This is a genomic window from Streptomyces katrae, assembly GCF_002028425.1.
GTDB classification, from domain to species: Bacteria; Actinomycetota; Actinomycetes; order Streptomycetales; family Streptomycetaceae; genus Streptomyces; species Streptomyces katrae_A.
Window position 1 is genome coordinate 139667 of the sequence record NZ_CP020042.1, and the last position, 24195, is coordinate 163861.

The following is a 24195-nucleotide window of genomic DNA, read 5'->3' on the forward strand; positions in this document are numbered from 1 at the left end:
CGACCAGGTGGGGAATTACGTGAACTTACCCCTGGGGAATAACGCGAACGTTCACAATGACGTCCTCGACCTGGCCGGTCGAGGATGTCCGGGCCCGGCTGGCATGGCGGGCCGTGCGGACGGTCCGTCCGCAGGTGTGGGTGGTGGACGACACCGGCTTCCCGAAGGACGGCGTCTCGTCGCCTGGGGTGGCCCGGCAGTACTCGGGCACGCTGGGCAAGGTCGGCACCTGCCAGATCGGCGTCAGTGTCCACGCCGCCTCCGACACGGCCTCGTGCCCGCTGTCCTGGCGGCTGTTCCTGCCCGAGAGCTGGGACAGGGCCGAGGCAGCCGGTCGGCGCAAGGCATGCCGGATCCCCGAAACCGAACACCACCGCCCCAAGGGGCAGCTCGTCCTGGACATGCCCGACGAACTCGCAGAGGCCGGGCCGCGGCCCGCCGCGTTGGTGGCGGACACCGGCTACGGCGCGAACGCCGGCTTCCGCCACGGCCTGGAAGGCCACGGACTCGCCTACGTCCTCCAGGCGAAAGCTGAGATGACCGCCCACGGACAGGACACGGAACCGCACCAGCCCGCATACGGGGGGCTCGGGCCGCGTCCGCTGCCGCGTTACCGCACCCGCCCGGTCTCCTTACGCGAACACGTGATGGCCGCGGGCCGGGGCCGGGGACGGACCTTGACCTGGCGCAAGGGCTCCAAGGCCGCGCTGAGCGCGCACTTCGTGCTCCTGCGCGTCCGCCTCGCCGGCCGACGGCCCAAACCCGCCGCCGACGGCACGATCCCTCCGGTCTGGCTGATCGCCCAATGGCCGGAGGGACATGACGAGCCGGTCAAGTGCTGGATCTCGAACCTGCCCGACGAAATCCCCGCCAAGAGCTCGTAACACGATCATGAATCGGGCTTGCTGAGGCGTCTCCAGCAGATGAGGCCACAGGCCAGGGAGACGAACGCGTCGTGGAGTTCGGTGCGGCGTTCCCAGCGGACGGTGAGGCGTTTGAACTGGTGGAGCAGGGCGAAGGTCTGCTCGACGACGTAGCGGAGCTTGCCCATGCCCTTGATGTTCGGGGCTCCTTTGCGGGAGATGACGGGCAGGATCCGGCGTTTGCGCAGCTCTTCTCGGTTGGGGTTGGAGTCGTATCCCTTGTCGCCGAGCAGGGCGTCCGGGCGTCTGCGGGGACGGCCGGGGCGGCCCGCCACTGGCGGGATGCCGTCGACCAGGGCGAGGGTCTGGGTGACGTCGTTGACGTTCGCCGCGGTCGTGATGACTTTCAGCGGGGTGCCGCGTCCGTCGCAGATCAAGTGGTGTTTGCTGCCCGTCTTCCGCCGGTCGACCGGCGACGGACCGGTGTCGGCGCCCCCTTTTTCGCGCGGATGTGAGAGCCGTCCACGCACGCCCTCGACCAGTCGAGCCGGCCGGCCGCGTTCAGCTCGGCGAGCAGGATCCGGTGCAGCTGGTCGAAGACTCCGGCCTGCTGCCACCGCTCCAGGCGCCGCCAGCAGGTCTGTCCCGAGCCGAACCCAAGCTCAGGCGGCAGGAGTTGCCAGGCGATGTCGTTGCAGAGGACGTACAGGATGCCCTGCAGACACAACCGGTCCGCCACCGGCCGCGGCCCTGGCGACCTCGTCGGCCAGGGCGGCAGCAGAGGCTCGATCAGTGCCCACAAGTCGTCGTCCACGATCCACGGCCGAGTGCTCACGCACTCACGAACGGCCGAATCATCACACTGGTTACGCCCGACCAGGGCATCTCAACAAGATCCTGTTACGAGTTCCAAGGGACCTGGAGGAATTGTCACATCCTGTGGACTGACCTGACAGCCCAATGGCCGGTCGATCAAGCAAGCGGCTTGCGGTAACGGACGTACTCGTTCTGCCGCCGGAACCCCACGCTCTCGTACAGGTCGTAGGACCGGTGCGGATTTGCCGTGCCCGTGAACAGCCGAGCGGTCGTTGCACCCTGCTCGCGAAGGCTCCGCAGCCCGTCCAGCAGCAGGACCCGGCCGATTCCGAGGCGTCGCTGGTCCGTCCGGACACTCAGCTCTTCCACCTCGCCCACGGTGTGGTCGTGACGGTGGATGGAGCAGAGGGCGACGCCGACCATGTCCTGCCCGTTCCAGGCAGCCCTCCAGCATGCCGGGTCGGCGGTGTCGACGAAGTCCTGGAAAGGCCATCTCTGAGTGAAGCCGGTGTCCGCGTACGAATCGACGACCGTCCTCCAGGCTGCACGGTAGTGGCTTGTCCCGATCGGCCCTGTCCGTATCCCGGGTGGCAGTTCGCTGCCCGGCTCGGGCACCTGCTGCAGATCGCCCAGCTCCAGCTCGACCAGGCTGAAGACACGTCGGTAGCCGGCTGCGCGCAGAAGTGCCGTGGCGTCCTGCTCGGAGGCTATGGCGTTCGCGCCGATCACTGCCGTGCGCGCCGTTCCATGCTGTTTGACGAGCTGGCGGATCCGCTGTTCGGCCCAGCTCAGCATGGCTGAGCCGATGCCCTGGCCGCGATGCTCGGGCAAGAGGTGGCCGCGGTGCAGGTACAGCCACGTATCGTCCCGCTCTTGCCACCACCGGATCGTCGAGTAGCCGACGACGCTCCCGTCGAGCACCACCAGGATCTGGTTCTTGGACGGCTCCTCCAACTTGGCAGAAGCTTCGGCGATCTCGGCCGCTGTCGGGAGCCCTTCCACAACCGAATGGACATCGACCCGGTCCCGTTCAACACACCCCAGCCGCACCGCGGCCATGGCGCCGTGGTCTTCGTCGCCGCGATACGGCCGGAACCCGAAGCCGACCGGAAGGTCCTGTCCTGCCGTGCCATCCAACATGACCGGATGTTCTCGAACTTCGAGGCAGGTCCGCCACCCTATTCACGCCGCGGTCGTCTGCGGCCGTTCAACGAGCTGGCCGCGTTCGAAGCGGGCCCCGGCGCGGACGAGGGCAACGAGGTGGGGTGCATCCACGGCTCGCCAGCGGGCCTGGGCGGACTCGACGAGCTTGAAGACCATCGCCAGGGCGGCGGCCCGGGATCCGGCGCCCTTGGTGACCTTGGTCCGCAGACGGACGGTCGCGAAGGTCGACTCGATGGGGTTGGTTGTCCGCAGGTGGATCCAGTGCTCGGCGGGGAAGTCGTAGAACGCCAGCAGCTCATCCTCGTCATCGACGATCTTCTTGACGGCCTTGGGGAACTTCGCGCCGTACTGCTTGGCGAACGCCGGCCCGGCGTCAGGGCGGTGATGACCTGCCGCCCCGGACCGGTGACTCACTCCGCGGGAGCGCATCCGCCGGCCCCTGGACCGGGGTGTCGCGCCTCGACTTGGCCATGAGCATCAGCTGGGACGCGCCCCGCTCGCCGAGGTGGGTCAGACCGGAGTGTCGGTACTCGTGCGGTCCCAACCGGTACCTGGTCCCGCCTGCGCGGCGTGCTGCAGGCGGGGCAGTAGCCGGGCGATGCCGGCGTCCCAGAACACCGTCTCCAGCACGTAGTCGGCGGGGGTGCACCGCGAACCGTGGGCCGGGCGCCCTTCTACCGGTTTGACGCCGCGGACGCCGCCAGGAGCTGAGGGTTCTCCAGGGCATTGGCGGTCTTCCTGCGAGAGCGGATGCCGGGGCAGCAACCCGACGTTTGGCGGCCCCGCTCGCATTCTGTACCTACTAGTATGTACACTCGCTGCATGAGCACTCAGGACCGGCTGATCGAGTCCACCCGCGAACTGCTGTGGGAACGCGGCTATGTGGGCACCAGCCCCAAGGCGATCCTGGAGCGCGCGGGCGCGGGCCAGGGCAGCATGTACCACCACTTCCACGGCAAACCCGACCTCGCGCTGGCCGCGATCCGCCGCACCGCCGAGGAGCTGCGCGCCTCCGCGCAGAGCGCGCTGGACGGGCCCGGGACGCCGTACGAGCGAATCCGGGCCTATCTGGAGCGCGAACGCGACGTGTTGCGCGGCTGCCCCGTGGGCCGCCTGACGATGGACCCGGACGTGGTCGCGAACGAGGATCTGCGGGCCCCGGTGGACGAGACGATCGGCTGGCTGCGTGAGCAGCTCGCCCGCATTGTCGAAGAGGGTCAGGAACAGGGCCAGTTCGCCCGGTCCCTCGACGCGCGGGAGATCGCCTCGACGGTCCTCGCCACGGTGCAAGGGGGCTACGTCCTGGCCCGCGCGTCGGGCTCGCCCGCGGCCTTCGACTCAGGGGTACGCGGTCTGCTCTCCCTTCTTCGACCGGCATCCTGAGGAGTTCACGCATGCACATCACGACAAAGCGACCCGACACCCTGCAGGGCCCGGCGGAGCACTTCACGGGCACGGTGTGGCTGGACGAGATAGCCGCCCCTGAGTCACCGTCCCGGTTGCGGATATTCAGCGTGCACTTCGCCCCTGGCGCGCACACCGCCTGGCACCGCCATCCGCGCGGCCAGGTCCTGCACGTCCTGGAGGGCGAGGGACTGGTCCAGCGCGAGGGCGGTGACGTCGCGGCGATCCGGGCGGGCGACACCGTGTGGATCGAGCCCGGCGAACGGCACTGGCACGGCGCCGCTCCCGGCACCTTCATGACGCATCTCGCCGTCGTGGAAGCTGCTGAGGACGGCTCGACCGTCGAGTGGCACGAACACGTGTGCCACTACCCCGCCTGAGGAAGGAGATCACGATGCACGCCATGCAGTACGAGATGACCCTGCCCGCCGACTACGACATGACCATCATCCGCGACCGCGTTTCCCGCCTCGGACACGCCCTCGACGACTGGGACGGCCTCGGCTTCAAGGCGTATCTGATGCGCGAGCGCGGGGTGCACGGTTCGCCGGTCAACCAGTACGCGCCGTTCTACCTCTGGAACACCATGGAGGGGATGAACGCCTTCCTGTGGGGAGGCGCCTTCCAGCGGCCCGTCGATGACTTCGGTCGGCCCGAGGTGCGGCGGTGGACGGGCCTGGCCTACGAGGAGGGCTCCGCGGCCCGCTCCCCCGCCGTCGTCGCGGTGCGACGGCGACAGCGGGTCCCGGACGCCGTGCCGCTGTCCGAGTTCATGGAGGACGCGGTGCGCGAAGCGGGACGACTGGCCGCGCAGGACGGAGCCGTACTCGCCGCGGCCGTCGTCGACTCGCACCACTGGGAGCTGGTCCACTTCTCGCTCTGGGACCACCACACGCCCAAGGCCTCGGGCGAAGTCTTCGAGGTGCTGCACGTGTCGGCGCCAGGGAGGCTCGGACTGCCGCGCGGACGGCAGTGGTGAACCGCGTCCGCACAGTCCTCGGGGACGTGCGCCCCGAGGACCTCGGCGTGTGCGACGCCCACGACCACCTCTTCATCCGCAGCCCGAAGCTCCCGGGCCAGGAGCTGGACGACGTCCCGGCCGCACGCTCCGAACTGGCCGCCTTCCGCGCCGCGGGTGGTGCGAGCGTCGTCCAGTGGACGCCGTACGGCATGGGACGGCGGACCGCGGACCTGCCGCCGCTGTCCCGCGCGGCCGGGGTGCACGTGGTGTGCGCGACCGGGCTCCACCAAGCCGCCCACTACGACCCGGAGTTCCTCGACGCGCTGCGCGCCAGGCTCGCCGACCTCTTCGTCTCCGAACTGACCACAGGCATCGGCGCATCCGGCGTCCGCGCCGGGCTCATCAAGGTCGCGGCCGGCTTCCACGCCCTCGACGCGCACGCACGCTGGACGATGGCCGCCGCGGCCGAGGCCCACCACGAGACCGGCGCACCCATAGCCGTCCACCTGGAGCACGGCACGGGCGCACTCGACGTACTCGACCTGCTGTGTGACGAGCTGGAGGTCCCACCTCACCGGATAGTCCTCGGGCACCTCAACCGCTCCCCCGACGGCGTGGTGCAGCGCCAGGCCGCGGAGGCAGGCTGCTATCTGGCGTTCGACGGGCCCTCACTCGCCCATCACGCCACGGACTGGCGGATGCCCGACGCGGTAAAGGCGCTGGCCGACGCGGGATTCGGGCATCGGCTGCTGCTCGGCGGGGACACCGTTGTCTCGGGGGCGCGGTCGGTCGACGGCGGCCCCGGGATGCCGTACCTGCTGCGCCGGGTGCGACCCCGGCTGGTCGCCACCCTGGGTGCGGAGCTGGTGGATCACATCCTCACGCGGAACCCCGGGCGGGCCTTCGCCGTCGACTGGCCCTGAGCCGGTCGGTTCGGCTCGACCGGATGGGCGGGAGGCCGACGCTTGTCACCGGTGCGAGGCGGGCAGGGGAGCGGGATACCGTGTCGACCGCGCTGCGCGGTCGACACGGTAAAGAGGGACGGCATGCCCGACAGGGAGGACGTCGGCCTGCGGGTGCCACACCAGGAAGCGCGCAGGAAGTAGCATTCAGCCCCGACAGCCGCGCCCTCGCCACCGACGGAATTCGCCGGCATTCAGTCCCGACGGGCGCACCCTCGCCACTGGCTGAGCCGACGACCCGCCTGTGGAACGCCACCCTGCCGCGCCCCTCCGCAGCCATCACGGACATTTGCCGACCCGTGGGCCGAGACCTCACCCGCAGGAACGCCCTGCCTGCCCTCCGGGCCACGCGGCCAACGCCGTGTGCCCGTCCGGCTGAATTCCGGCGGCCGACGCACCCGTGGCCGGTGTCGAGATGTGCTCCTTCGCCGCCGCGTTGCCGACCTGCCGCTGCGTCGGGGCCGGCGCCGGCACCGACGAGGAGACCCGGGGTCGGTTCGCATGGGTGCTCGTGCCCCAGTACGAGCCCTGCGGGCCCTCGCGAACACCACGGTCGGTCTGTTGGTGCTCAAAGGCGGGAAAGTGGAGCAGGTCTACCTCGATCGGCCTGGCGCTGATGGCGCTCGTTGAAATCGGCCGCCCGATGCTTGGAGGTGGCCTCAGACCTGCTCGCTGGACCTCCCCAGCCACCGGCAGGCCGGTCGGCCTGCTGTCGGACCTCTGGCTGTGCGTGACGGCGAAGAGCGATGTAAGTCACGCGCTGCTCGATACGCCTGCGTTCGCGAGGATGTCGCGTGCGGGCAGCACCGTGCTCTGGGCGGCGGTGAGGCCGGAGGCTGCCAAATGGGCGTCCACGATCCGAAGGCCGGCCGCATATCCGGCGAAGTCAGGCAGTCCGACAGGCTGGTGCCCCATGTGCTGTGCGGTGGCGTCGCCGTACACGTACGCGGGCAGATTCTGCATCCCGGCCACATCGATCCCGGCCGCGACCTTCTGGCAGACATGGTCCAGTTCCGGGCCGGACAGCGCCGTCGTCCAGGGGCCCATGGCCGGCTCGCCCGCCAGTTCCCGTACGAATGCCTCGGCCAGCCCCTCGGCCACGACCTGTTCGCCGACCGTGACCGTCATCGGGTTCCAGACCACGTTGGCATAGCGCACGTTGTGGTGGAGCTCGTGCGCGGCGACGTAGCCGATCTTCGCCAGGCTGGTCTCAGTGGGCCACATCGTCAGCTGGATCGCCCCGGGGATACCGCCCATACCGAGGTAGCCGGCGTTTCGGACCGTCAGCAGGTCGTCATCGGGGTCGCCGAGTACCAGCACGACATGCACGGTCTCGGCGCTCTTGGCTCCGGGCACCGCGCCGCTCAGCCGCTCCCATGCCGCGGCAAGGCAGTCCTCGATCCGGTGCCACACCCCCGCGTCCCGCATCTGACGCAGGGCCAACAGGTAGCGCGGGTCCTCGCGGTCGATCCGGAATCCGCTGCCGATCTCGTGCATCTGGACCACGTCCACGCCCACCGTGGACATCACGCTGTGCAGAGGGCTGAGCATGTCCCGCAGGGCGTCGGGCCGCTCCTCCAGCGGCCGCTGCAGGAGATCGAGCATGGAGGAGGCCGTGTCATGAACAATGATCTTCATGACCAGGGACCCTAGGACCTCACGTTACGGGAGGGGCAAGTCAGAAGGTCCTGCGCCTCGTTCCTGGCGGTGACCACGCTGCCTGGCGGACCCGTCCCGTCCTGGTCGTTGTGCCACCTCATGGCAAAGCGATGGCCACGGTGGGGCCGGCAGGGGCATTGCATGATTGGGATTGGTCCGGTTCGCCGGTATCGTGAGTGACGTGGTGTCATGTCCGTTGCACGGCAGGGGGCCGGGAAAGCAGAGCAGGCACGGTGTTGGTGATCATGTGGTTGTCGAGACCCATGAGAACCGAGCGAGACCGTGCCTGCCCGAACATCATCGCCCATCCTTTCCGTGCTGGAGCAACTGGGCTCCCCGGCTGATCCCCTCACCCCAAGCAATGTCGCTGACCTGCGGCGTTTCCTGATCCTGATCGCCGATCCCCGCGATGCGCGAGGAGTGCGATATCCGGCCCTCGCGTTGTTGTGCGCAGCCGTCTCGGCAGTGCTGACCGGAGCTCGCTCGCTCATCGCGATCAGCGAGTGGATCACGGATGCCCCGCAGCATGTGCTGGGTGTCCTCGGCTTCGCTGCCGATCCACTTACCGGTCTGCGGCCGGTGCCGCACGCCGCGACCGTGCGCCGCCTGCTCCAGCGTGTGGACGGTGACGCGCTGGACGCGGCGATCAGCGCGTATCTGCAGGCCAGAACGCCGCCCCGGGTCGAGCCGGAGGCGGAGCAAGGGACGGTGCGACGGGTGATCGCGGTCGACGGCAAGGTGGTCCGCGGCTCGAGAACCCGGGCGACCGCGGCGATCCAGCTGCTGGCGGCGATCGACCACCACGGCGTGGTCCTGGCCCAGCGGCAGGTCGCTTCCAAGAGCAACGAGATTCCCTCCTTCGCGCCGTTGCTGGGCGGTCTCGAGTTGGAGAACACGGTGGTGACCGCAGACGCCCTGCACACCCAGCACGACCACGGGGCCTATCTGACCAATCGCGGCGCGTACTACGTGGCCGTCGTGAAGAAAAACCATCCGGGCCTGTACGTCCAGGTCAGGAAGCTGCCCTGGCGGGACATCCCTCTCGGGCACCGCACTCGCGACTACGCCCACCACCGCGACGAGATCCGTCGGCTCAAGGTCGCCGCGTTCAGCCACCTCGACTACCCCGGCGCCCGCCAGGCGATCCAAGTCGTACGGCGGCGACGCGACTTGAGCACCGGGAAATTGACCATCGAGCGCGTCTACCTGATCACCAGCCTGAGCGTCTTCGACGCCACGTGCACCGAACTCGCCACCTGGATCAGAGGACACTGGGGAATCGAGAACCTCCTGCACCACGTCCGGGACCGCACGTTCCGCGAGGACGACTCCAAAGTCCGCACCGGAACCCTGCCCCGCGCCATGGCCTCCCTGCGCAACCTCGCCATCAGCGTCTTCCGCCAGGACGGCCAGACCAACATCGCCGCCGCCCTCCGTCACACCGGCCGCGACTACCACCGGCCCCTACGAGCCCTCGGTCTCACCTGGCGAATCCAGACCGATCTCGATCATGCAATGACCCTGCGGTATGGGCGCTGATCCGCACGGATTCTGGGGTTTCTCTTGGCGATGCGTCTGCACACCAAAGCCAAGATGCGGATGGGTCGTTGCTGGTTCACGCTGGATATACGGAGATCACCTCATCTCATTTCTCCATTTGCTACAACGGGAGATCGGTATGACCACCTCAGATGTCACTGACGCGCCATTGGATCGTCTGATTGCGAGAGCACAGGAGGAGGGGCTGCAGGTTAGCCGGGTGCCTGCGGAGAGACCGCCCTCGTCTGCTGCCGACCTAAAGGTCAAGAGGATCCCGGCCGGCCAGAGCCCCCACAGCGTGGCGGTGAGTCCCGATGGAACCCGCCTCTACGTGACCAACTTCCAGGCCGGCACCGTCTCGGTGATCGACACTTTGCGCGAGGTCATCCTGGAAGCGATCCATGTGGTCGAGGGGCCCTACGGAGTGGCAGCCAACCCTGACGGACGCACCCTTCATGTGGCCAGTCCCGGTTCCAAGACGCTGGTGATGCTCGATCTCTCTAACGGTTTTCACCAGGGTAGTGGCATCAGCCGTGCGCCCTACGGTGTGGCGGTGAGCCCTAAAGGGGGCCCCCTCTACCTCACCCTCGCGCAGGAAGACTCGATACTGGTGACCGACCATTTCGGCAAAGGACCAAACACCAGGATCCCCGGGGTCCGCTTCCCGACAGGCGTGGCGGTAGATGAAACCCTCCTGTACGTGACCAACTTCTTCGCGGGCACAGTGTCGGTGGTTGACCTCTCCCGCGACTCGGTGGTCGACACGATCCCAGTCAGCACGGGGCCCTACGGTGTGGCCGTGAGCCACAATGGAGATCGCCTCTATGTAGCTCACTTCGGCTCCAGCTCCGACTCCGTCTCGGTGATCGACACCTCCAGCCGCAAAGTGGTCGACACGATCCCGGTCGCCGACGGTCCGCGCGGTGTGGCAGTGAACCAGGACGGGACGCGCCTTTACGTAACCAACTTCTTCGCGGACACTGTGTCGTTGATCGACTTGTAGCAGTTTGGACGGTGGCTTCGTGATCTGCAGCACGACACGCTCTTGTGGGGTCGCGTCGTCGACAGGCCGCAACACCGACCCGACCACGTCCGCCTGTCGTGCACTGCTGAGACGCATGCTTTCTCCCACCAACGTCGAACCGACAGCCTCTATTCATCGTCGGTGGGAAGCACGGTCAAGCCGAGGTCCGCGAAGACGCTCTGGATGCGATGCCCCACCCCGTCGTTGCCCGAGCCGCCCCAGTGCAGGCCGATAACCCGGTGCCGACCGGCAGCGTCGCCCTGCGACTCAAGGTAGAGCGCCCCCGAATCGCCACCGGCCGAGAAGTCGACGCTGCCGCCCTCTATCCACAAATCAGAGTGCGAACCGAAATAGTCAGAGTCGTAATCGATCAGGTCCACCACGCCGAATGTGAGGCCGGTCCCGTGGCCAGTCTTCTGCACCTTCATGCCCACCGCTGCCTCCACAACGCCAAAGACAGCGGGACCTCCGCCCACTATCGATTTGCTCACGATGCTCAAGTTGACCGGAATGGCGACGGCGGCGTCAAGGGAACCCAGCCTCAGGACCGTGGCGATCGAATCCTCGCCGCTTCGCCCGCCGTCCTCGATCGACGGTTGAGAAACGGCCGCGCCGGTATCCGTTCCGAAGACATGGGCATTGGACAGCGCTACCACCTGGCTGGTTTTCGCATCCCATACCCAGCCACCGAGCGTGCCCGAGTAACCGGCGCTCACTCCGCCGGGGACCGGCCTGACACGCCGGATCTCCGGCGCGGGCTTAGGGTGTTCCTGCACATCGACTCGGACCACGATCTCGTCACCCCGGTAGCCTTCGAACCGCAACTCAGTGGGCAACCGCCGGGCCTGCGGAATCTCGCTCAGCGCGAGCTTGCGGCGCACGTGAACGACGACGGCATACTCGTCGGTCTTCTCACCGGCTCTCCTTCGCATCCCGACGCCCACACCGTGCACATCGGGATGACCGAGCAGTTGGGACCGGAACTGGGCCTTCGCTTCACGAGCCGCCTCCAGCGCTTCGCCACCTGGACTGTCGCCGGTCGACAAGGTTCACTCCCTCACGGGGTGCCGCCGTCGGGGGCGCCGCCGTCGGTGGTCGTCGTAACCGGGGTCTTCGGCGGCGGGCATAGTATCGAACATTCGGGCACGACCAGTGTGCCGGCGTGAGCTGGGTCGTTGTTGAGTTCTACACCCTTAGCATCCACGAACTCTCGGATGATCTTGACATGCAGACCGCCGAGCACGACGTTGTTGATGCCGGCCGCCTGGAGAGCTTCTGTGGCGCCGTCCCACAGGTCGTGCCTGACGATGAAGTTCATGTAGTGGCGAAAGATGCCGATCGGAACCGCCGCCACGTCGTTATAGGGCGCTGAACTGCTGTCTTTTGATGCGGACATGACATACCCTTCATTGGCTGGACTCCATCACTGGCGTGATGCTCTGAGGCTCCCGGACCGCATTTCGGTCACCGTCGTTCGCTATCGTCATCGTCGACCCGAAGAATCCGAGGCGAACGACATCGGGTACAGACAACGTTAAAGCGGCGTCGCCGTGTTCGCATGTCGCAGCGACCAGGACGGTGCCACCGTGCGTCATGGCGGCCAGGAGATGGACGGCCGCGGCCTGGGCGGTACGGGAGCCGCGGACTGTCTTGTCGTCAACCGCGAGCGGTCGCAGCGCGGTCCGCTTCGGTTCCGCCTGTTGCGGTGGCGCGAGCGGGTGGCGGGCCTGGAGGCAGGCGCCGATCGCTGCGTCCAGCGCGTCGCCGTCGACGCGTTCGAGCAGGCGGCGGACGGTCGCGGGGTGCGGCACAGCCCGTTGTCTGGTGAACGGGTCGGCCGTGAAGCCCAGGATGCCGAGGGTGTGCTGCGGGATGTCCGCGATCCACTCGCCGACCGCGATGCGGGCGCCGGCCAGTACCGCCGCCGCTGCTGCGCACAGCAGGGCGGGCGCCGGGTAGCGTCGGCCTCGGGCATCGCGCGGGTCGGGGACGACAACCAGGAATCGGCGCAGGTCAGCAGCCTCCTCCGGGGCGAGCGGGGCGGCATGGGCAGTCAACTGCTCCAACGCCGGGGGCATAGGGGGAGGATGTTCGGGCAGGCACGGTCTCGCTCGGTTCTCATGGGTCTCGACAACCACATGATCACCAACACCGTGCCTGCTCTGCTTTCCCGGCCCCCTGCCGTGCAACGGACATGACGCCACGTCACTCACGAGACCGGCGAACCGGACCAATCCCAATCATGCAATGCCCCTGGTGGGGCCGGCCGGCTGTGGCGGCGGGGAGGACGGAAGCCCGTCGGCGGCCGGACGGCGACGGGCTTCCGTTCCATCGGGGCCCTACCACTTGGAACGCCCTGCCACCCGAGAAGCACAGCCTCACCCTGCGCATGCTCCTCGCCGAGATCCAGGGCTGAGCGCCTGCGCCCCCATCCGTGTGCGCCGGCGTCAGCTCACCCCGGCTCTGCGAAGCCAGCAACCGCCGTACCGCCACCGGCCGCAATCCGCCACCCACACCACCAGCGCCATCCGGCCCCATCCCCAGGGCTGGACACCCAACCGAGAATCACTCCCACCAGCACCGCAACCCACTCTCAGTTCCAACCACCACTGACACCCATCTCACTGACACGAAACCGAGAGAGCACAGCGACCTCGCCGGTCGGAATGCCCATGGGTGCCAAGCCGAGGACTTGATCAACGTAGAGAGGGTCGTCCTTGGAGCGTCCTCGCTCCGTCCTTTCGGGGGATCCGGGACGCCGGGACGGACCGGGACGCCGGGAGGCGGGCGGACCGGGAAACGGGGAGACTGAAGGAGAGCGTGACGCCTGACCGCTGCGGCCCGGACGGTCCGCGGCGGACGGTCCCGCGCAGGGGCCGGACCATCGACCGACATCCGCGGGCGCCCCGGGGGTGGGTGCCACGGCCCCGTCCAGGAGTGCCCATCGTGACTTTGACCCCAAAGCGATCCGAACGCCCTCGGCGCACGGCCCGACGGGCCGCGCTCCTGCTCGCCGCCGCGGCGCTGCCGGCGGCCCTGGTGGTGCCCGCGGCGCCCGCCGCAGCGGCGCCCGTGACCAAGACCTTCACCGCCGGAGCCAACCAGCGGTTCGTCGTCCCCGCCGGCGTCACCCGACTGACCATCACCGCCACCGGCGAGCCGGGACGGTCCGCCATCGAGGGCGGAGCGGGCGGGACCGGCGCCACCGTCACCGCCACCCTCACCGTGGTGCCCGGCACCCTCTACTACGTCAACGTCGGCACGGGCGGGGGAGCCGGTACCGGTCAGCGCCCCGGCGGCAGCGGCGGCGGTGCCAGTGACATCCGCACCTGCAGCTCGGCGCGCGCGAGCTGTGCCCTGACCGGCGTTCCCCGCACCGACCCCCGCCTCATCGTCGCCGCCGGCGGCGGAGGCGGCGGACGCGGCTCCAGCTTCGTCGGCCCCGTCCGCGAGGCCACCGGCGGAGACGCCGGCGACACCGGGAAGCCCGGCGGCGAGCGACCGGACAGCGGCGGCGGGGGTGGCGGCGGAACCCAGACCCACGGCGGCAAAGGCGGAGCCGCCTGCCCCGAGGGCTCCAAGGCCGGCACCGACGGCACGCCCGGCACCGGCGGCACAGGCGGTGGCGGATTCGGCGGGGGCGGCGGTGGCAGCGGCTGGCACGGCGGAGGCGGAGGCGGAGGCTGCTTCCTGGTCACCGCCGGCGCCGACGGGCCCGGCGGCGGAGGAGGCGGGTCGAACCTCGTCCCGGCCGGCGGCACTTCCGGCCCCGCCACCGGATCACCGCAGGTGTCCATCACCTACGGTTCCTGAACCGTCGTCCGTGGGGTGCCAAGTACCGGTTCGCAGCAGCGCCCGACACCAGGCGGTGTAACAGCCCCCATCGGTGGCGATCGTGGATGGGCTGACAGTTCGGGTCCGTGGAAGAGACGGTGCTCCAGCTGGAGGAGCTGCTGTTCCCGTCGATCGCGGATATCGCGGTGCTGTCGATCGACGTGAACGACGAGGCGGTATTGATAGAGGCCCACTGCACGCTGGTCGGGGCCGACTGCGTTGGGTGCAGGAGCTGGTCGGAGCGGGTTCACAGCTCCTATATGCGGTATCCCGCTGACGTGCCCAGTGCGGGCAGCGGGTTCGGCTGTGCCTGTGGGTCCGCCGGTTCATCTGCGGGAACGCGTTATGTGATCGGCAGACTTTCGTCGAACAGATACCCGGGCTGACCCGGCGGTACGGCCGGTGGACCGAACGCCTGCGGGCGACGCTGGCTGCGGTCGGTCTCGCGCTGGCCGGCCGGGCAGGCGCGCGCATGGCCGGTGTCTTCGGGGTAGCTGTCAGCCGTAGCACCGTTCTGCGATTGGTCAAGGCCCTGCCCGATCCAGATGTAGCAGCGCCGCGGGTTGTCGGGGTCGACGAGTACGCGACGCGCAAAGGGCGCTTCTACGGGACCGTGCTGGTCGACGTCGAAACCCGGCGGCCTGTGGACATGCTGCCCGACCGGGAAGCATCCAGCCTGGCCGCGTGGCTGGCTGAACGCCCGGGCATTGAGGTCGTCTGGCGCGACCGCGCTCCGTTCTTTGCGGAAGGAGCCACCATCGGGGCGCCCCAGGCGATCAAAGTCGCAGACAGGTGGCACTTGTGGCACAAACTGAGCGAGGCCGCCGAGCGATGCGTCGCCCAGCACCGCAGCTGCCTTGGGGTGTGAGAACCGCCCCACCGTCCTCGACGAGTACAAGCCCTACCTGGACGACCGCTGGAATCAGGGCTGCACCAACGCCTGGCATTGTGGGAGGAGATCGTGCCGTTCGGCTACAAGGGCAGCTACCAGCGAGTTCGCGCCTACCTCCGGGAAAAACGCCTCTCGCCCGGACCGGTTTTCGCCCGGCCGCCCACCCCGCGGACGGTCTCCGGGTGGATTCTCCGGCACCCCGGCACCCTCGCAGAGAGCGAACAACTCCGGCTCAAGGCGGTGCTGGTCCACTGCCCGGAACTGGACGCCCTCACCGGGCACGTCCGGTCCTTCGCCCGGATGCTCACCGAGCGCGAGGGCTCTGGACGACACGGCAGCTTCGGGGCACTCCTCCCCGTATTCGACATGGCCGTGTGCTAAGGATTACAAGCAAAGATGTCCCAAATAGGAGGTATATGGCGATGCGCACTACTCTTCTCCGCGTGACGACCGCGCTGGGCGCCGCGACGGTGCTGGCTCTCTGCGGCGCCGGCGCGGCCGGCGCCGACGACACGGGGCCGGGCCATTCCGTGGGCAGCTCAGGCTTCGCGAACTCGGGCTTCGGGAACGCGGGCGCGCTCAACGACGGTGCCGGCAACGCGGGCATCGCCAACTCGGGTCTGGGCAACGCGGGCATCGCCAACTCGGGTCTGGGCAATGCGGGCCTTGGCAACACAGGCATCGGCAGCCACGGCATCGGAAACTCCGGTCTCGGCAGCTCCGGCATCGGCAACTGAGGCGGCTCGCGACGCGCACCACCGGGTCGCACGACGCGCCCGGCTGACGTCGGGCCGGACCACCCGGGCCGCCCGTTCCATGAGCGGCCGGCCCGGGTGTCTGGCGCGGAGCAGCTGGCCCGCGACGGCGGCGGACCGCGCGAGCAGAATCGGCTTCAGCTGGTGCACGAGCGCCAGGACGTCCCCCCGGCGGGTGCCTCCCGAAGTCGTGACGAACGGGCTTCGCTACCCGTGAATGAAGCCAATGGACCGAAGCGTGCTGCCCAGCCAGCACACGGTCGTGATGTACCTCTACACCAAGCGACCGCCGACGCCGCCACAGGGCACACCTGCACTCCCCACCTCGGTCACGTCTACCGCGTCGCCACGGTGGAGCTCGCCGGCCGGGTGCGCCTCATGACCGAGAACCTGTTCAGGGGTCTGACGTGCGCGAACGCACACGAAACGCGCATGCGGCCGGAGTGGTGGGGTAGGCCCTTTCTGGGGGTGCGGCCTTGGCCATCAGGGCTGCGACGGAGGCCGCACCCCCGCGCCCGGGCGGGCCCCATGCGTGGAGCAGGCGGAGGACCAAGCCGGACGGGACCTGGTCCCATGCGGCCGCTACCAGGTCGGGGAGGCGGTCCTGCACCATGGAGCCGCTGTGGGTCTGGGCTAGGACCCCGCCGCCCGCAGCGGGCGGGATGAACAGCAGGGCACGTGCCGGTCGAACTTCTGCTCAAGAGCCACCCCGGCCCGCAGGGCGGCTGGGCCGGGCGCCGGCTCCGCGGTCTGCGGTCTGCGCTCTGTGCGAGTCGGCTCAATCGGCGGTCGCGACGTCACCACGGCGCCTCCTTCGTGGTTCGCCCCTGCCTCCCAGGGCCGCCCGACCTCATCGCCGGCCGAGCCAGGGTGCTCTGCGCGTCATCCGTCCAAGGGGCACATTGGGGGCCGTCTGGACCGGATCGGCGGTCGTCGAGACCTCCGAGCAAAGAAGTAGCCGGCGTCACGGAAGGCCGGGGCACCTGGCCGGGCGGTGGCCCCGTCCGGGCGGCGGGTCTCGGGGCGGGTTCCGCCCCTGGTCAGAGGGGCCAGGGGGAGGGGACGCGCGGGTCGGGGACGTAGGCGCAGTAGGTCCCCGTGCGGATCGTGCGGTCGAGGTGGTCGGCGAGCTCCGGAGCGGCTTCGCGGAGGCGGCCGATGGCCTTGCGCACGGCCTGGGTGACGGCGGCCCGGGCCCGCTCGGAGGCGGCGCCGGCGCGGCGGTCGCGTCCGCCGAGGCCGACGGCGCGGGCGAGTTCGCCGATCAGGAATTCGCGTTCGAGCTCGGTCTGTTCGCGCCGGGCGATGTCGTTGTCGGCGCGGGCCTCCTCGATGTCCTCCTCGATCTCGGCGAGCCTTCGGCGGTACATGTCCTTGGCCCGGTCGTCCAGGAGGGGACCGAGGTCGCCGGCCCAGGAGAGCCTTGTGGCCGCCTCGGGGTCTTCGCTGTCGGCGGCCGCGAGGTCGAGGACGTGGAACTCGCGGCCCGGCGCGGCGAGCAGCCGGGCCAGGTGGTGCATGCCCTTGCTGTCACGGACGGTCACGCGCCGGTCGTCGAGGACGACCTTCCAGTAGTCGCCCTCCCGGACGAAGGCGTTCGGCTCGGGCGTGCCCGGAGGCTGCTCGTCCGCCGCCGGCGCGCGGGCGATCCGTTCCAGCTCGGTACGTGCCGTCTCCCGCTCCAGGGCCTCGGCCCGGTGGTTGCCGAGGACGCCGTGGGCGTCCGCGAGCCGCAGCCGGCACTCGGCCGTCTCGTACGGGGCGCCGAGCTCGCTCCAGGCACGGACGGCATCGGCGAACAGCTCCGACGCGGCGGTCGCGTCGCCCTCGGCGAGCAGGACATCGCCCCGCGCCCGCACGGCTGCGGCGGCGAGCGCGCTGCTCTCGAAGCGGACGGCGACCTCCGCGAGCTCGCGGGCCGCGTCTCGTGCCGTCTCCACGTCGCCGCGTGCCAGGACGATCCTCACCTGGGCGTCGAGCAGTGGTGCCCGGCGCAGCCCGGTGGTGGGGGGCAGCTCCTTCGACGGCACGGGCAGCGGCCGCGCCAGTGCCTCCCGGATCGAGGCGACCGCCGTGTCGGTGTCGCCGGCGGCGAGCCGGACGAGCGAGAGCCCGGGTTCGGGATCCCATCCGAGGCGGTGCGCGGCGAGCAGCGCTTCCTCGGCACCGCTCGGGTCGCCGCGCCGCAGCCGGATCCGGCCCAGCTCGGTCAGCGGCCAGCCCAGCTCTCGGCGCAGGTAGGGGCGCAGCTCGTCGCAGGCCAGCAGCACCTGCTGCTCGGCGCCGGCACACTGGCCGCGCAGGCGCAGAATCTCGGCCCGGTGCACCCGGCAGCGGCCGTGCAGGCTGCCGATCGCGTTCGTGCGCGCCCAGCGCTCCATCGCCTCGGTCCATTGCTCGGCCAGGTCGTACTGGGCCAGGCCCTGCAGGGCGCACACCAGCTCGCAGTAGACGACTCCGGTGGACAGCGCGTCGAGGTCCCCGGACATCGCGGCCGCCCCGGCGTCGTCGAGGAGCTCCAGACCCCGCTCGACGTCTCCGTCGAGGATCACCAGCCGGGCCTGCGCCACCCGCCCGAGCGCGGCTGCGGCCGGATCGGTGCGCGAGCCGGCCCCGATGGCCCGCTCGGCCCAGTCCCGGGCAGCGTCGAGGTCGCCGCTGAGCAACCGCTCGTAGGTGCGCACCGCCGCGAACCACGCGTGAGCGGGGGTCTCCGAGGCGGGGTCGAGGAGGCGTTCCGCACGCCGCAGCCACCCCCGTACCGGTGCCATGAGCGCGGTGTCGAACAGCAGGTGCATGGCCACCCGCACGGCGGCCCCGGCCGCCCCGTTGTCCTCGCCGAGTCCGGCCAGCTGCTCGTGGAGCCGCTCCCAGGTCTCGATCGTCACGTCGAGGTGCCCCGCGGCGTAGGCGACGCCCGCGAACTCGGCGAGCTCGGCCGGGCCCAGCCCGCCCGTCTCCTCCCGGGCCGCCAGATAGCCGCCGTAGGCCTCCGCCCAGGCGCCGTCCGCGGCGGCGTTCCGTGCCCGCTCCAGGGCGGTGCCGTCGCCGGAGGCGTGGGGCATGGGCGTCTCCCTTCGCCGTGCCGGTGGTCCCGGGGCGGGGGGTTACGGCGGTAACCGCCCCGCTTACGCCTCCATGGTGAGTCACAACCCCAGTGGAGGACATCATGGACACCATCACCGTGAACGGCATCCGGCTGGAACACGAGATCCGCGGAACCGGGGAGCCGGTCCTGCTGATCAGCCCGGTCCTCGCCGACGGGTTCGCCCCGCTCGTCGCCGAACCGGCACTGGCCGGGAGGCACCAGCTCATCCGCTATCACAAGCGGGGCTGGAGCGGCAGCACCCACACCCCCGGGCCGGTCTCCGTCGCCGATCACGCAGCCGACGCCCTCGGACTGCTCGACCGCCTCGGCATCGAGCGCGTCCACGTGGCCGGACACTCCAGCGGCGCGGCGGTCGCCGCGCAGCTCGCCCAGGACGGGCCCGAGCGCATCGCCACGGTCACCCTGCTGGAGCTCTCGTTGCTGTCGGTGCCCGCAGGCGAGGCGTTCTTCGCCCAGGCGGCGCCGGCGTTCGGGGCGTACGCCGAAGGGGACGCCGAACGCGCCCTCGGACTGTTCATGTCCCTGGTCAGCGGGATGGAACCGGAAGCCTGCCGGGCCCTGCTCGACGAGCGCGTGCCGGGCAGCGTGGAGCAGGCGGTCAAGGACGCCGACACGTTCTTCGGGATCGAGCTGCCCGCCCTGGCCGAATGGCGGTTCGGGCCCGACGAAGCGGCGGCGATCCGCCAGCCGGTGCTGTCCGTGCTGGGGAGCGGCACCCGGCCTCTGTGGGTCGAGGTCGCGGAGTTCCTCCGCTCGAACGTGCCCGACATCGAGGAGTGCGTCATCGACGGGGTGGGCCATCTGCTCCACGTCGAACGGTCGCGGCCTGTCGCCGAAGCGCTGGCCCGCTTCCTGGCCCGTCACCCGATCGGGTCCTGACCACCGCGCCCGGCAGGCGGCGTGCCTGCCGGGCGTCGGGAGGGGCGGTGGCGTTGCCTCCGCCAGGGCGTCCAGGACTGCCTGGGCGTGCTTGGCGGGCTTGGCCTCGCCGGACCCCGCCGATGGTGCCCAGGCCCGCCTCGGTGCCGGAAGCCGCGTGGCGATCTCCGGCAGCGTCGCATCGGGGAAGACGACATACGCCGGTACGCCCTGCTCGCGCGCCGTCGCGGCCAGCCGCCAGGCGCGCAGCGCCAGGAAGAACGGCTCGGCCCCGACCAAACCAACGGGCAGCCGATGCGCTCCCGCAGGACAGGTCCTCCAGCCGTCACACCTCCCCCGCTGTAGAACCGCCCCAAGGGGGACTGCGCCCACGCCGCTCTGGAGCGGTCGGGCACGCCAGAGAGCCGGCGGGCTGGTCAGCGGGTGCCGTCGGCCGCGGCTGCGTGCGGCGACGTGTGACGGCGGCCGGTGCCCGGCCGACAGCACCCCGAGGGGAAGAGCCACCGACGCGGCGGGCGGCCCCTCGCCCTGCCCATCCCACCCGATCCGACGTTGCCGCACACGCGCGACCCGCCCCCACACCTGCCGGAACCACCCGCACAGACCCCGTTACCGCGCCGGCGGGCCGACGCAGTGAGCGCAGGAGACCCCTGTCGGCGCGCACGGCTCCGGCCAGGTACGTGAGGCGTCGTGAGGTGAGTAGGCGGACTCAGGTGGCCGGGGCCGGCAGCTTCGACACTGGCTGCAGGACGAACGGGAACGGGGGACGTGATGGTACGGCGCTGGTCGAAGCCTGAGATGTGGGTGCCCGGTGGGTATTTGGCGCTGGTCGCCGCGATGATGGTCTGGCTCGAGGTGGCCGGCCGGACCGGGCACGACGTCGGCATGGGCGCCATCTGGCCCGCCCTGGCCACGGCGCCGGTCAGCCTCCTGCTCCTGGGCTCCTTCGGAGCCGCGGCGAATGCCGTGGGGCAGGACCCGGCCCAGGCGCCGATAGTGGAGCCCTCCTATGGCTCGCAGCCGCCGGGCCCGATGCCCACGGCCTTCCCCTCGGTGGGGGATCCGCTTCCCTCCGACTGGGTACCGGACACGTCGGTGGCCGGCAGACCCGAGGTGTGGGACGCCTTCGGCTTCTACATCCCGATCCTGGTCGGCGCCCTGATCAACGCCGCAGTGATCTGGGCCCTGCTCCGTTGCTGGGCGCGGTGGCGCAATGCGCGACCGGCAGCCTAGGCACCGATGGATGCTTTCGAGGGCCGGGAACCGGGACGCGGACGCGGACGCGGACGGGACCGGCGAAGCCCAACTCCGCATCACGCGATGTGGGCCTGGCCTGGCTCGTACTGGCCCAACGCTGCGCCGCACTGCCATCTGCTCCCCGCACAACAAGCTCAGCTGGGAGGCTGCCGAGCTCGACGAAGCCGACGATGTCGCCGACGGGCCGCCGGTGCCGCTGCGGGGCGGGGATGCCGCTCCGCAGCGGCGGGTCGTCAGCCCAGGTGGACGACCCGGGCCCAGGGAGGCGGGCCCTCGGGGACGTAGTCCTGGTCGTTCTCGTCCGTGGGGCGGCCGAGCCGGGGGAAGAGGCCGACGACCGTGCGGCAGGACGGCTGGGCGGAGGGCCAGGGCGTCTGGCCGTCCGTCAGGGCGACGATCACGTCCGGGCGGGGGCGGCAGCGCAGCGCACGGGCGAAGCCGGACCTGAGGTCCGTACCGCCGCCGCCGATCAGCTCCAGGTTCTCGGCACGGCACAGCGGTACGGCCACCCCCGCCGCCGCGTCGCAGGAGATCACCGAGACCAGATCGCGGCGACCGCCCACCGCCCGTGAGATCGCCGCGACCTCCAGCAGCGCCGTGCCCAGTTCGGCGTCGCTGACCGACCCGGAGGTGTCGATCACGACGCAGACCCGGGGCGGCGTCCGCCGCAGGCTCGGCAGCACCACGCCGGGAACCCCGGCCGAGCGCCGCGACGGGCGCCGGTAGCTGTGGTCCTCCCCCGCTCCCGGCCCGCCTGCGGCCGCCCGCACCGCCGCCCCGAGCAGCTGCCGCCACGGCTGAGGCGGATGGAAGGCCTCGTCGGCCCAGCGCCGCCAGCCCTCCGGCGCGTCCCCGGGCCGGCCGGTGATCGCCTCGGCCACCCGGAAGCGGACCGCGTCCCGCTGCTGCCGGCTCAGCCCGTGCGCGCCCTCCGGACCCAGTTCCCAGGGCCGCGCCCAGCCGTCCGCGCCACTGCCGCAGTCCAGCCAGGCCATCTGCGGGGTGCGGTCGGCCATCGGGAAGCGGCGCAGGTACTCCTCCATCAACAACCCCTCGGGCAGGCCCATCATGGCCGGCCGCACGGCCCCCGCGGGCATGGGCAGACCGTCGCCGAAGATGTCGTCGTTGATCTCGAAGTCGGCGGCGATGTTCTGCCGCAGCCGCTGCCCGGGGCCGCTCTCCCCGTGCTCGCGCGCGTACCGCTCGCCGCGCTCGTGGTGGTCCCTCAGCAGGTGCGAGACCTCGTGCACCCACACGCCCGCCAGCTGCTCCAGCGGGGTGCGCGCCACGAAGGACGGGGAGACGTAGCAGCGCCAGTGCGCGTCCACCGCCATGGTGGGCACCGACCGGTCCTCCACCACGTGCAGCGCGAACAGCGCCCCGGCGAGGTACGGGCGGACGGACGCCGCGTGCAGCCGGGCGGCCAGCAGCTTCTCCGTGTCCAACGGCACCGCGGGGCCGGGCGGCTCGCCGGGGACCGCCGCCCGTACGGGCCGCGGCGGCGGAGGCGGAGCCATGGGACGCGGACGAGGGCGGGGGCGCGGACGGGCGGGAGTGGTCATCGGTGTCCACCCGTGCCGCGGCCCCGGGCGGCCTTCGCGGTACGGACCACCGAGTTCTCCGCCCGCTGGGCCAGGCCGATCACCCCGGCGAGCCGCTCCACCGACTCCGGGACCTCCCAGCCGTCGCGCCGGAGCGATGCGAGCGCCTTCGCCGGGCCCACCAGCAGGTCCGGTGCGCCGGTCTCCAGCGCCCTGACGAGGACCGCCCAGCCCGCCTCCCACCGCTCGCGCTCCGGGCGCGCCCCGACAGCGGCGACCACGGCTTCGAGCGCCGCCTGGCGCAGGTCGCCGCGTTCCGGCAGTTCGGCGGCTGCCGGGTCGGCCAGCAGCGAGTCCGGGTCGGGCAGCTCCATCCGGTCGATGTGGGCGAGCAGTTCGAGGCCGGGGCCGTCGCCGACCGCGCCCCTGACCAGCAGTGCCAGCACGTCCCGGGAAACGTCGGCGGCCGTGCCGAAGGCGAGCAGGGTCATCGCGGCCTCCCAGCTGCGCGGTGAGGGCCATGCGCCGCCGCGCCGCGTCTCGGTGGTCGGCAGCCGGTGGATCAGCGTGGGCCGGGCGTTCAGGAAGCCGCAAACCGCCTGGCGGGCGAACGCCACCGCCCCGGACAGCCCCGCCGGGTCCAGCCGGGGCAGCTCCGCGCGCGGCCAGACCCCGCCGAGACCGCGCACCACCACCTCCCGGTCGTGCACCCAGTACAGGTGCACGAAGCGGTTGGCCAGGGGCGGACTCAGCTCCCAGCCGTCCGCCGCCGAGGCCCGCGGATTGGCCGCGGCCACGATCCGTACGCCGGGCGGCAGTTGCAGCGCGCCGACCCTCCGCTCCAGGACGACGCGCAGCAGGGCGGCCTGGACGGCGGGCGTGGCGGTCGACAGCTCGTCCAGGAAGAGCAGCCCGCGCCCGGCGCGCACCAGCTCCACGGCCCACTGCGGCGGCGCCATGGGCACCCCGTTCGCGGCGGGATCCTCGCCCAGCACGGGCAGGCCGGAGAAGTCGGTCGGCTCGTGGACGCTGGCGATCACTGTCGTCAGCGGCAGGTCCAGGGAGGCGGCGAGCTGGGTCAGCGCGGCGGTCTTCCCGATGCCGGGTTCGCCCCAGAGCAGGACGGGCAGGTCCGCGGCCACGGCCAGGGCCAGCGCCTCCAGCTGCTCGTCGGGGCGCGGCTCGGTGGTGGTGGTCCGCAGAAGTGTCCGGAGGTCCTCGGCGAGGGAGAGCTGGGGCCGGTCGCCGTCCGCGGGAGGGGCGGAAGGGGCGGGAAGGGTGGGGAGGCCGGGAAGGGAAGGGAGGTTAGGGAGGAGAGTGCTGGAGGACATGGGTATCACCTGTGTGGATTTCGGGGACGGAGGCTGCTCCGTCGGAATGCCGCGTGAGACATGGCTTGTGGCGTGTGGTGTATGACGTGTGCCGCCGAGGGCGGAGGGCGCGCGAGGTTCTGGCGGACGGTTGCGGGATGTGGATGCGGGATGCGGGATGCGGGATGAGCCAAGCGCTACAGCGGGCGTCACGGCCCGCGCCGCC

At 70.8% G+C, this 24195-nt stretch carries 22 protein-coding genes and 4 pseudogenes; 14 read left to right on the forward strand and 12 right to left on the reverse strand.

All coding sequences use genetic code 11. The annotated features are described in order from the left end of the window. Positions 1 to 56: 56 nt before the first annotated feature. Positions 57 to 875 (forward strand): annotated as a pseudogene (locus B4U46_RS00775) (IS701 family transposase); the annotation flags it as partial. A gap of 14 nt (positions 876 to 889) precedes the next feature. Here B4U46_RS00775 and B4U46_RS00780 read toward each other — a convergent pair. The 4 genes and pseudogenes from B4U46_RS00780 to B4U46_RS38660 form a co-directional block, all read right to left on the reverse strand. Beyond that, positions 890 to 1698 (reverse strand): IS5 family transposase gene (locus B4U46_RS00780; protein WP_398909008.1). Its coding sequence is split into 2 segments (ribosomal slippage): positions 890 to 1363 and positions 1366 to 1698, totalling 807 coding nucleotides; the frame shifts between segments, so codons are not numbered across the junction. A gap of 137 nt (positions 1699 to 1835) precedes the next feature. After that, a complete protein-coding gene (locus B4U46_RS00785) occupies positions 1836 to 2819 on the reverse strand; it encodes a GNAT family N-acetyltransferase (protein WP_079423145.1) in 984 nt (327 codons plus the stop codon). A 42-nt stretch (positions 2820 to 2861) separates the two neighbouring features. After that, positions 2862 to 3206 (reverse strand): annotated as a pseudogene (locus B4U46_RS00790) (transposase); the annotation flags it as partial. 82 nt (positions 3207 to 3288) lie between these two features. Continuing rightward, positions 3289 to 3479, reverse strand: a pseudogene (locus B4U46_RS38660) (site-specific integrase); the annotation flags it as partial. Positions 3480 to 3665: 186 nt separating this feature from the next. On the opposite strand from B4U46_RS38660, the gene B4U46_RS00800 reads away from it, so the two are divergent. Genes B4U46_RS00800 through B4U46_RS00815 form a run of 4 tightly spaced genes read left to right on the forward strand, consistent with a single transcriptional unit; the run spans position 3666 to position 6131 of the window. Then, positions 3666 to 4226, forward strand: a complete 561-nt coding sequence (locus tag B4U46_RS00800) for a TetR/AcrR family transcriptional regulator (protein WP_237292461.1) — start codon at positions 3666 to 3668, stop codon at positions 4224 to 4226. 11 nt (positions 4227 to 4237) lie between these two features. After that, a complete protein-coding gene (locus B4U46_RS00805; RefSeq protein WP_079423148.1) occupies positions 4238 to 4627 on the forward strand; it encodes a cupin domain-containing protein in 390 nt (129 codons plus the stop codon). Positions 4628 to 4641: 14 nt separating this feature from the next. Beyond that, positions 4642 to 5226: a DUF4865 family protein gene (locus B4U46_RS00810; RefSeq protein ID WP_079423149.1), complete on the forward strand. Its 585-nt coding sequence runs from the start codon at positions 4642 to 4644 to the stop codon at positions 5224 to 5226. Then, positions 5220 to 6131, forward strand: coding sequence for a phosphotriesterase family protein (locus B4U46_RS00815; RefSeq protein WP_185117358.1), 912 nt, complete (start codon positions 5220 to 5222; stop codon positions 6129 to 6131). Before B4U46_RS00810 ends, B4U46_RS00815 begins: the two co-directional genes overlap by 7 nt. A 792-nt stretch (positions 6132 to 6923) precedes the next feature. On the opposite strand, the gene B4U46_RS00820 is transcribed toward B4U46_RS00815, so the two are convergent. Then, positions 6924 to 7808 (reverse strand): DUF2268 domain-containing protein, encoded by an 885-nt coding sequence (locus B4U46_RS00820; protein ID WP_079423151.1) that lies wholly within the window; start codon positions 7806 to 7808, stop codon positions 6924 to 6926. Positions 7809 to 8144: 336 nt separating this feature from the next. On the opposite strand from B4U46_RS00820, the gene B4U46_RS00825 reads away from it, so the two are divergent. After that, on the forward strand, positions 8145 to 9368 hold the full coding sequence (locus B4U46_RS00825) for an ISAs1 family transposase (protein WP_237292463.1): 1224 nt from the start codon (positions 8145 to 8147) through the stop codon (positions 9366 to 9368). 139 nt (positions 9369 to 9507) lie between these two features. Further along, positions 9508 to 10371 (forward strand): YncE family protein, encoded by an 864-nt coding sequence (locus B4U46_RS00830; RefSeq protein ID WP_159402043.1) that lies wholly within the window; start codon positions 9508 to 9510, stop codon positions 10369 to 10371. Positions 10372 to 10520: 149 nt separating this feature from the next. On the opposite strand, the gene B4U46_RS00835 is transcribed toward B4U46_RS00830, so the two are convergent. From B4U46_RS00835 to B4U46_RS00845, 3 genes are read right to left on the reverse strand one after another with little or no spacing between them, the layout of a single operon-like run. Continuing rightward, positions 10521 to 11438, reverse strand: coding sequence for a hypothetical protein (locus B4U46_RS00835; protein ID WP_079423157.1), 918 nt, complete (start codon positions 11436 to 11438; stop codon positions 10521 to 10523). A gap of 11 nt (positions 11439 to 11449) precedes the next feature. Beyond that, positions 11450 to 11788: a hypothetical protein gene (locus B4U46_RS00840; protein WP_079423159.1), complete on the reverse strand. Its 339-nt coding sequence runs from the start codon at positions 11786 to 11788 to the stop codon at positions 11450 to 11452. A gap of 10 nt (positions 11789 to 11798) precedes the next feature. Next, positions 11799 to 12458: a transposase family protein gene (locus B4U46_RS00845; protein WP_159402044.1), complete on the reverse strand. Its 660-nt coding sequence runs from the start codon at positions 12456 to 12458 to the stop codon at positions 11799 to 11801. Positions 12459 to 13338: 880 nt separating this feature from the next. On the opposite strand from B4U46_RS00845, the gene B4U46_RS39830 reads away from it, so the two are divergent. The 5 genes from B4U46_RS39830 (at position 13339) to B4U46_RS00865 (ending at position 15855) form a co-directional block, all read left to right on the forward strand. Beyond that, the gene (locus B4U46_RS39830) at positions 13339 to 14205 is read left to right on the forward strand and encodes a hypothetical protein (protein WP_159036850.1); all 867 of its coding nucleotides are present in this window, start codon (positions 13339 to 13341) and stop codon (positions 14203 to 14205) included. Between the two features lie 107 nt (positions 14206 to 14312). Beyond that, positions 14313 to 14612, forward strand: a complete 300-nt coding sequence (locus B4U46_RS00855) for a hypothetical protein (protein ID WP_123995960.1) — start codon at positions 14313 to 14315, stop codon at positions 14610 to 14612. A gap of 86 nt (positions 14613 to 14698) precedes the next feature. After that, positions 14699 to 15094 carry a transposase gene (locus B4U46_RS36035; RefSeq protein ID WP_107438192.1) on the forward strand — a complete coding sequence of 132 codons (396 nt, stop codon included), beginning with the start codon at positions 14699 to 14701 and terminating at the stop codon, positions 15092 to 15094. 93 nt (positions 15095 to 15187) lie between these two features. After that, complete coding sequence (locus B4U46_RS37170; RefSeq protein ID WP_159402045.1) at positions 15188 to 15499, forward strand: hypothetical protein; 312 nt, start codon at positions 15188 to 15190, stop codon at positions 15497 to 15499. A gap of 62 nt (positions 15500 to 15561) precedes the next feature. Then, a complete protein-coding gene (locus B4U46_RS00865; RefSeq protein WP_237292468.1) occupies positions 15562 to 15855 on the forward strand; it encodes a hypothetical protein in 294 nt (97 codons plus the stop codon). Positions 15856 to 16913: 1058 nt separating this feature from the next. Here the strand turns inward: B4U46_RS00865 and B4U46_RS00870 are convergent. Beyond that, positions 16914 to 18938, reverse strand: coding sequence for a transcriptional regulator (locus tag B4U46_RS00870; protein WP_237292470.1), 2025 nt, complete (start codon positions 18936 to 18938; stop codon positions 16914 to 16916). A gap of 104 nt (positions 18939 to 19042) precedes the next feature. Between B4U46_RS00870 and B4U46_RS00875 the strand changes: the two genes are divergently transcribed. Beyond that, positions 19043 to 19861, forward strand: coding sequence for an alpha/beta fold hydrolase (locus tag B4U46_RS00875; RefSeq protein WP_079431472.1), 819 nt, complete (start codon positions 19043 to 19045; stop codon positions 19859 to 19861). A gap of 78 nt (positions 19862 to 19939) precedes the next feature. On the opposite strand, the pseudogene B4U46_RS40210 reads toward B4U46_RS00875, so the two are convergent. Continuing rightward, positions 19940 to 20443, reverse strand: a pseudogene (locus B4U46_RS40210) (HRDC domain-containing protein); the annotation flags it as partial. A gap of 216 nt (positions 20444 to 20659) precedes the next feature. On the opposite strand from B4U46_RS40210, the gene B4U46_RS00885 reads away from it, so the two are divergent. Next, positions 20660 to 21094 carry an SCO4225 family membrane protein gene (locus tag B4U46_RS00885; RefSeq protein WP_148095254.1) on the forward strand — a complete coding sequence of 145 codons (435 nt, stop codon included), beginning with the start codon at positions 20660 to 20662 and terminating at the stop codon, positions 21092 to 21094. Positions 21095 to 21351: 257 nt separating this feature from the next. On the opposite strand, the gene B4U46_RS00890 is transcribed toward B4U46_RS00885, so the two are convergent. Next, entirely contained in the window at positions 21352 to 22635 is a 1284-nt protein-coding gene (locus tag B4U46_RS00890; protein WP_079423167.1) for a DUF2201 family putative metallopeptidase, read from the reverse strand. A 41-nt stretch (positions 22636 to 22676) separates the two neighbouring features. Then, complete coding sequence (locus B4U46_RS00895) at positions 22677 to 23990, reverse strand: AAA family ATPase (RefSeq protein WP_079423169.1); 1314 nt, start codon at positions 23988 to 23990, stop codon at positions 22677 to 22679. Positions 23991 to 24195: the final 205 nt, after the last annotated feature.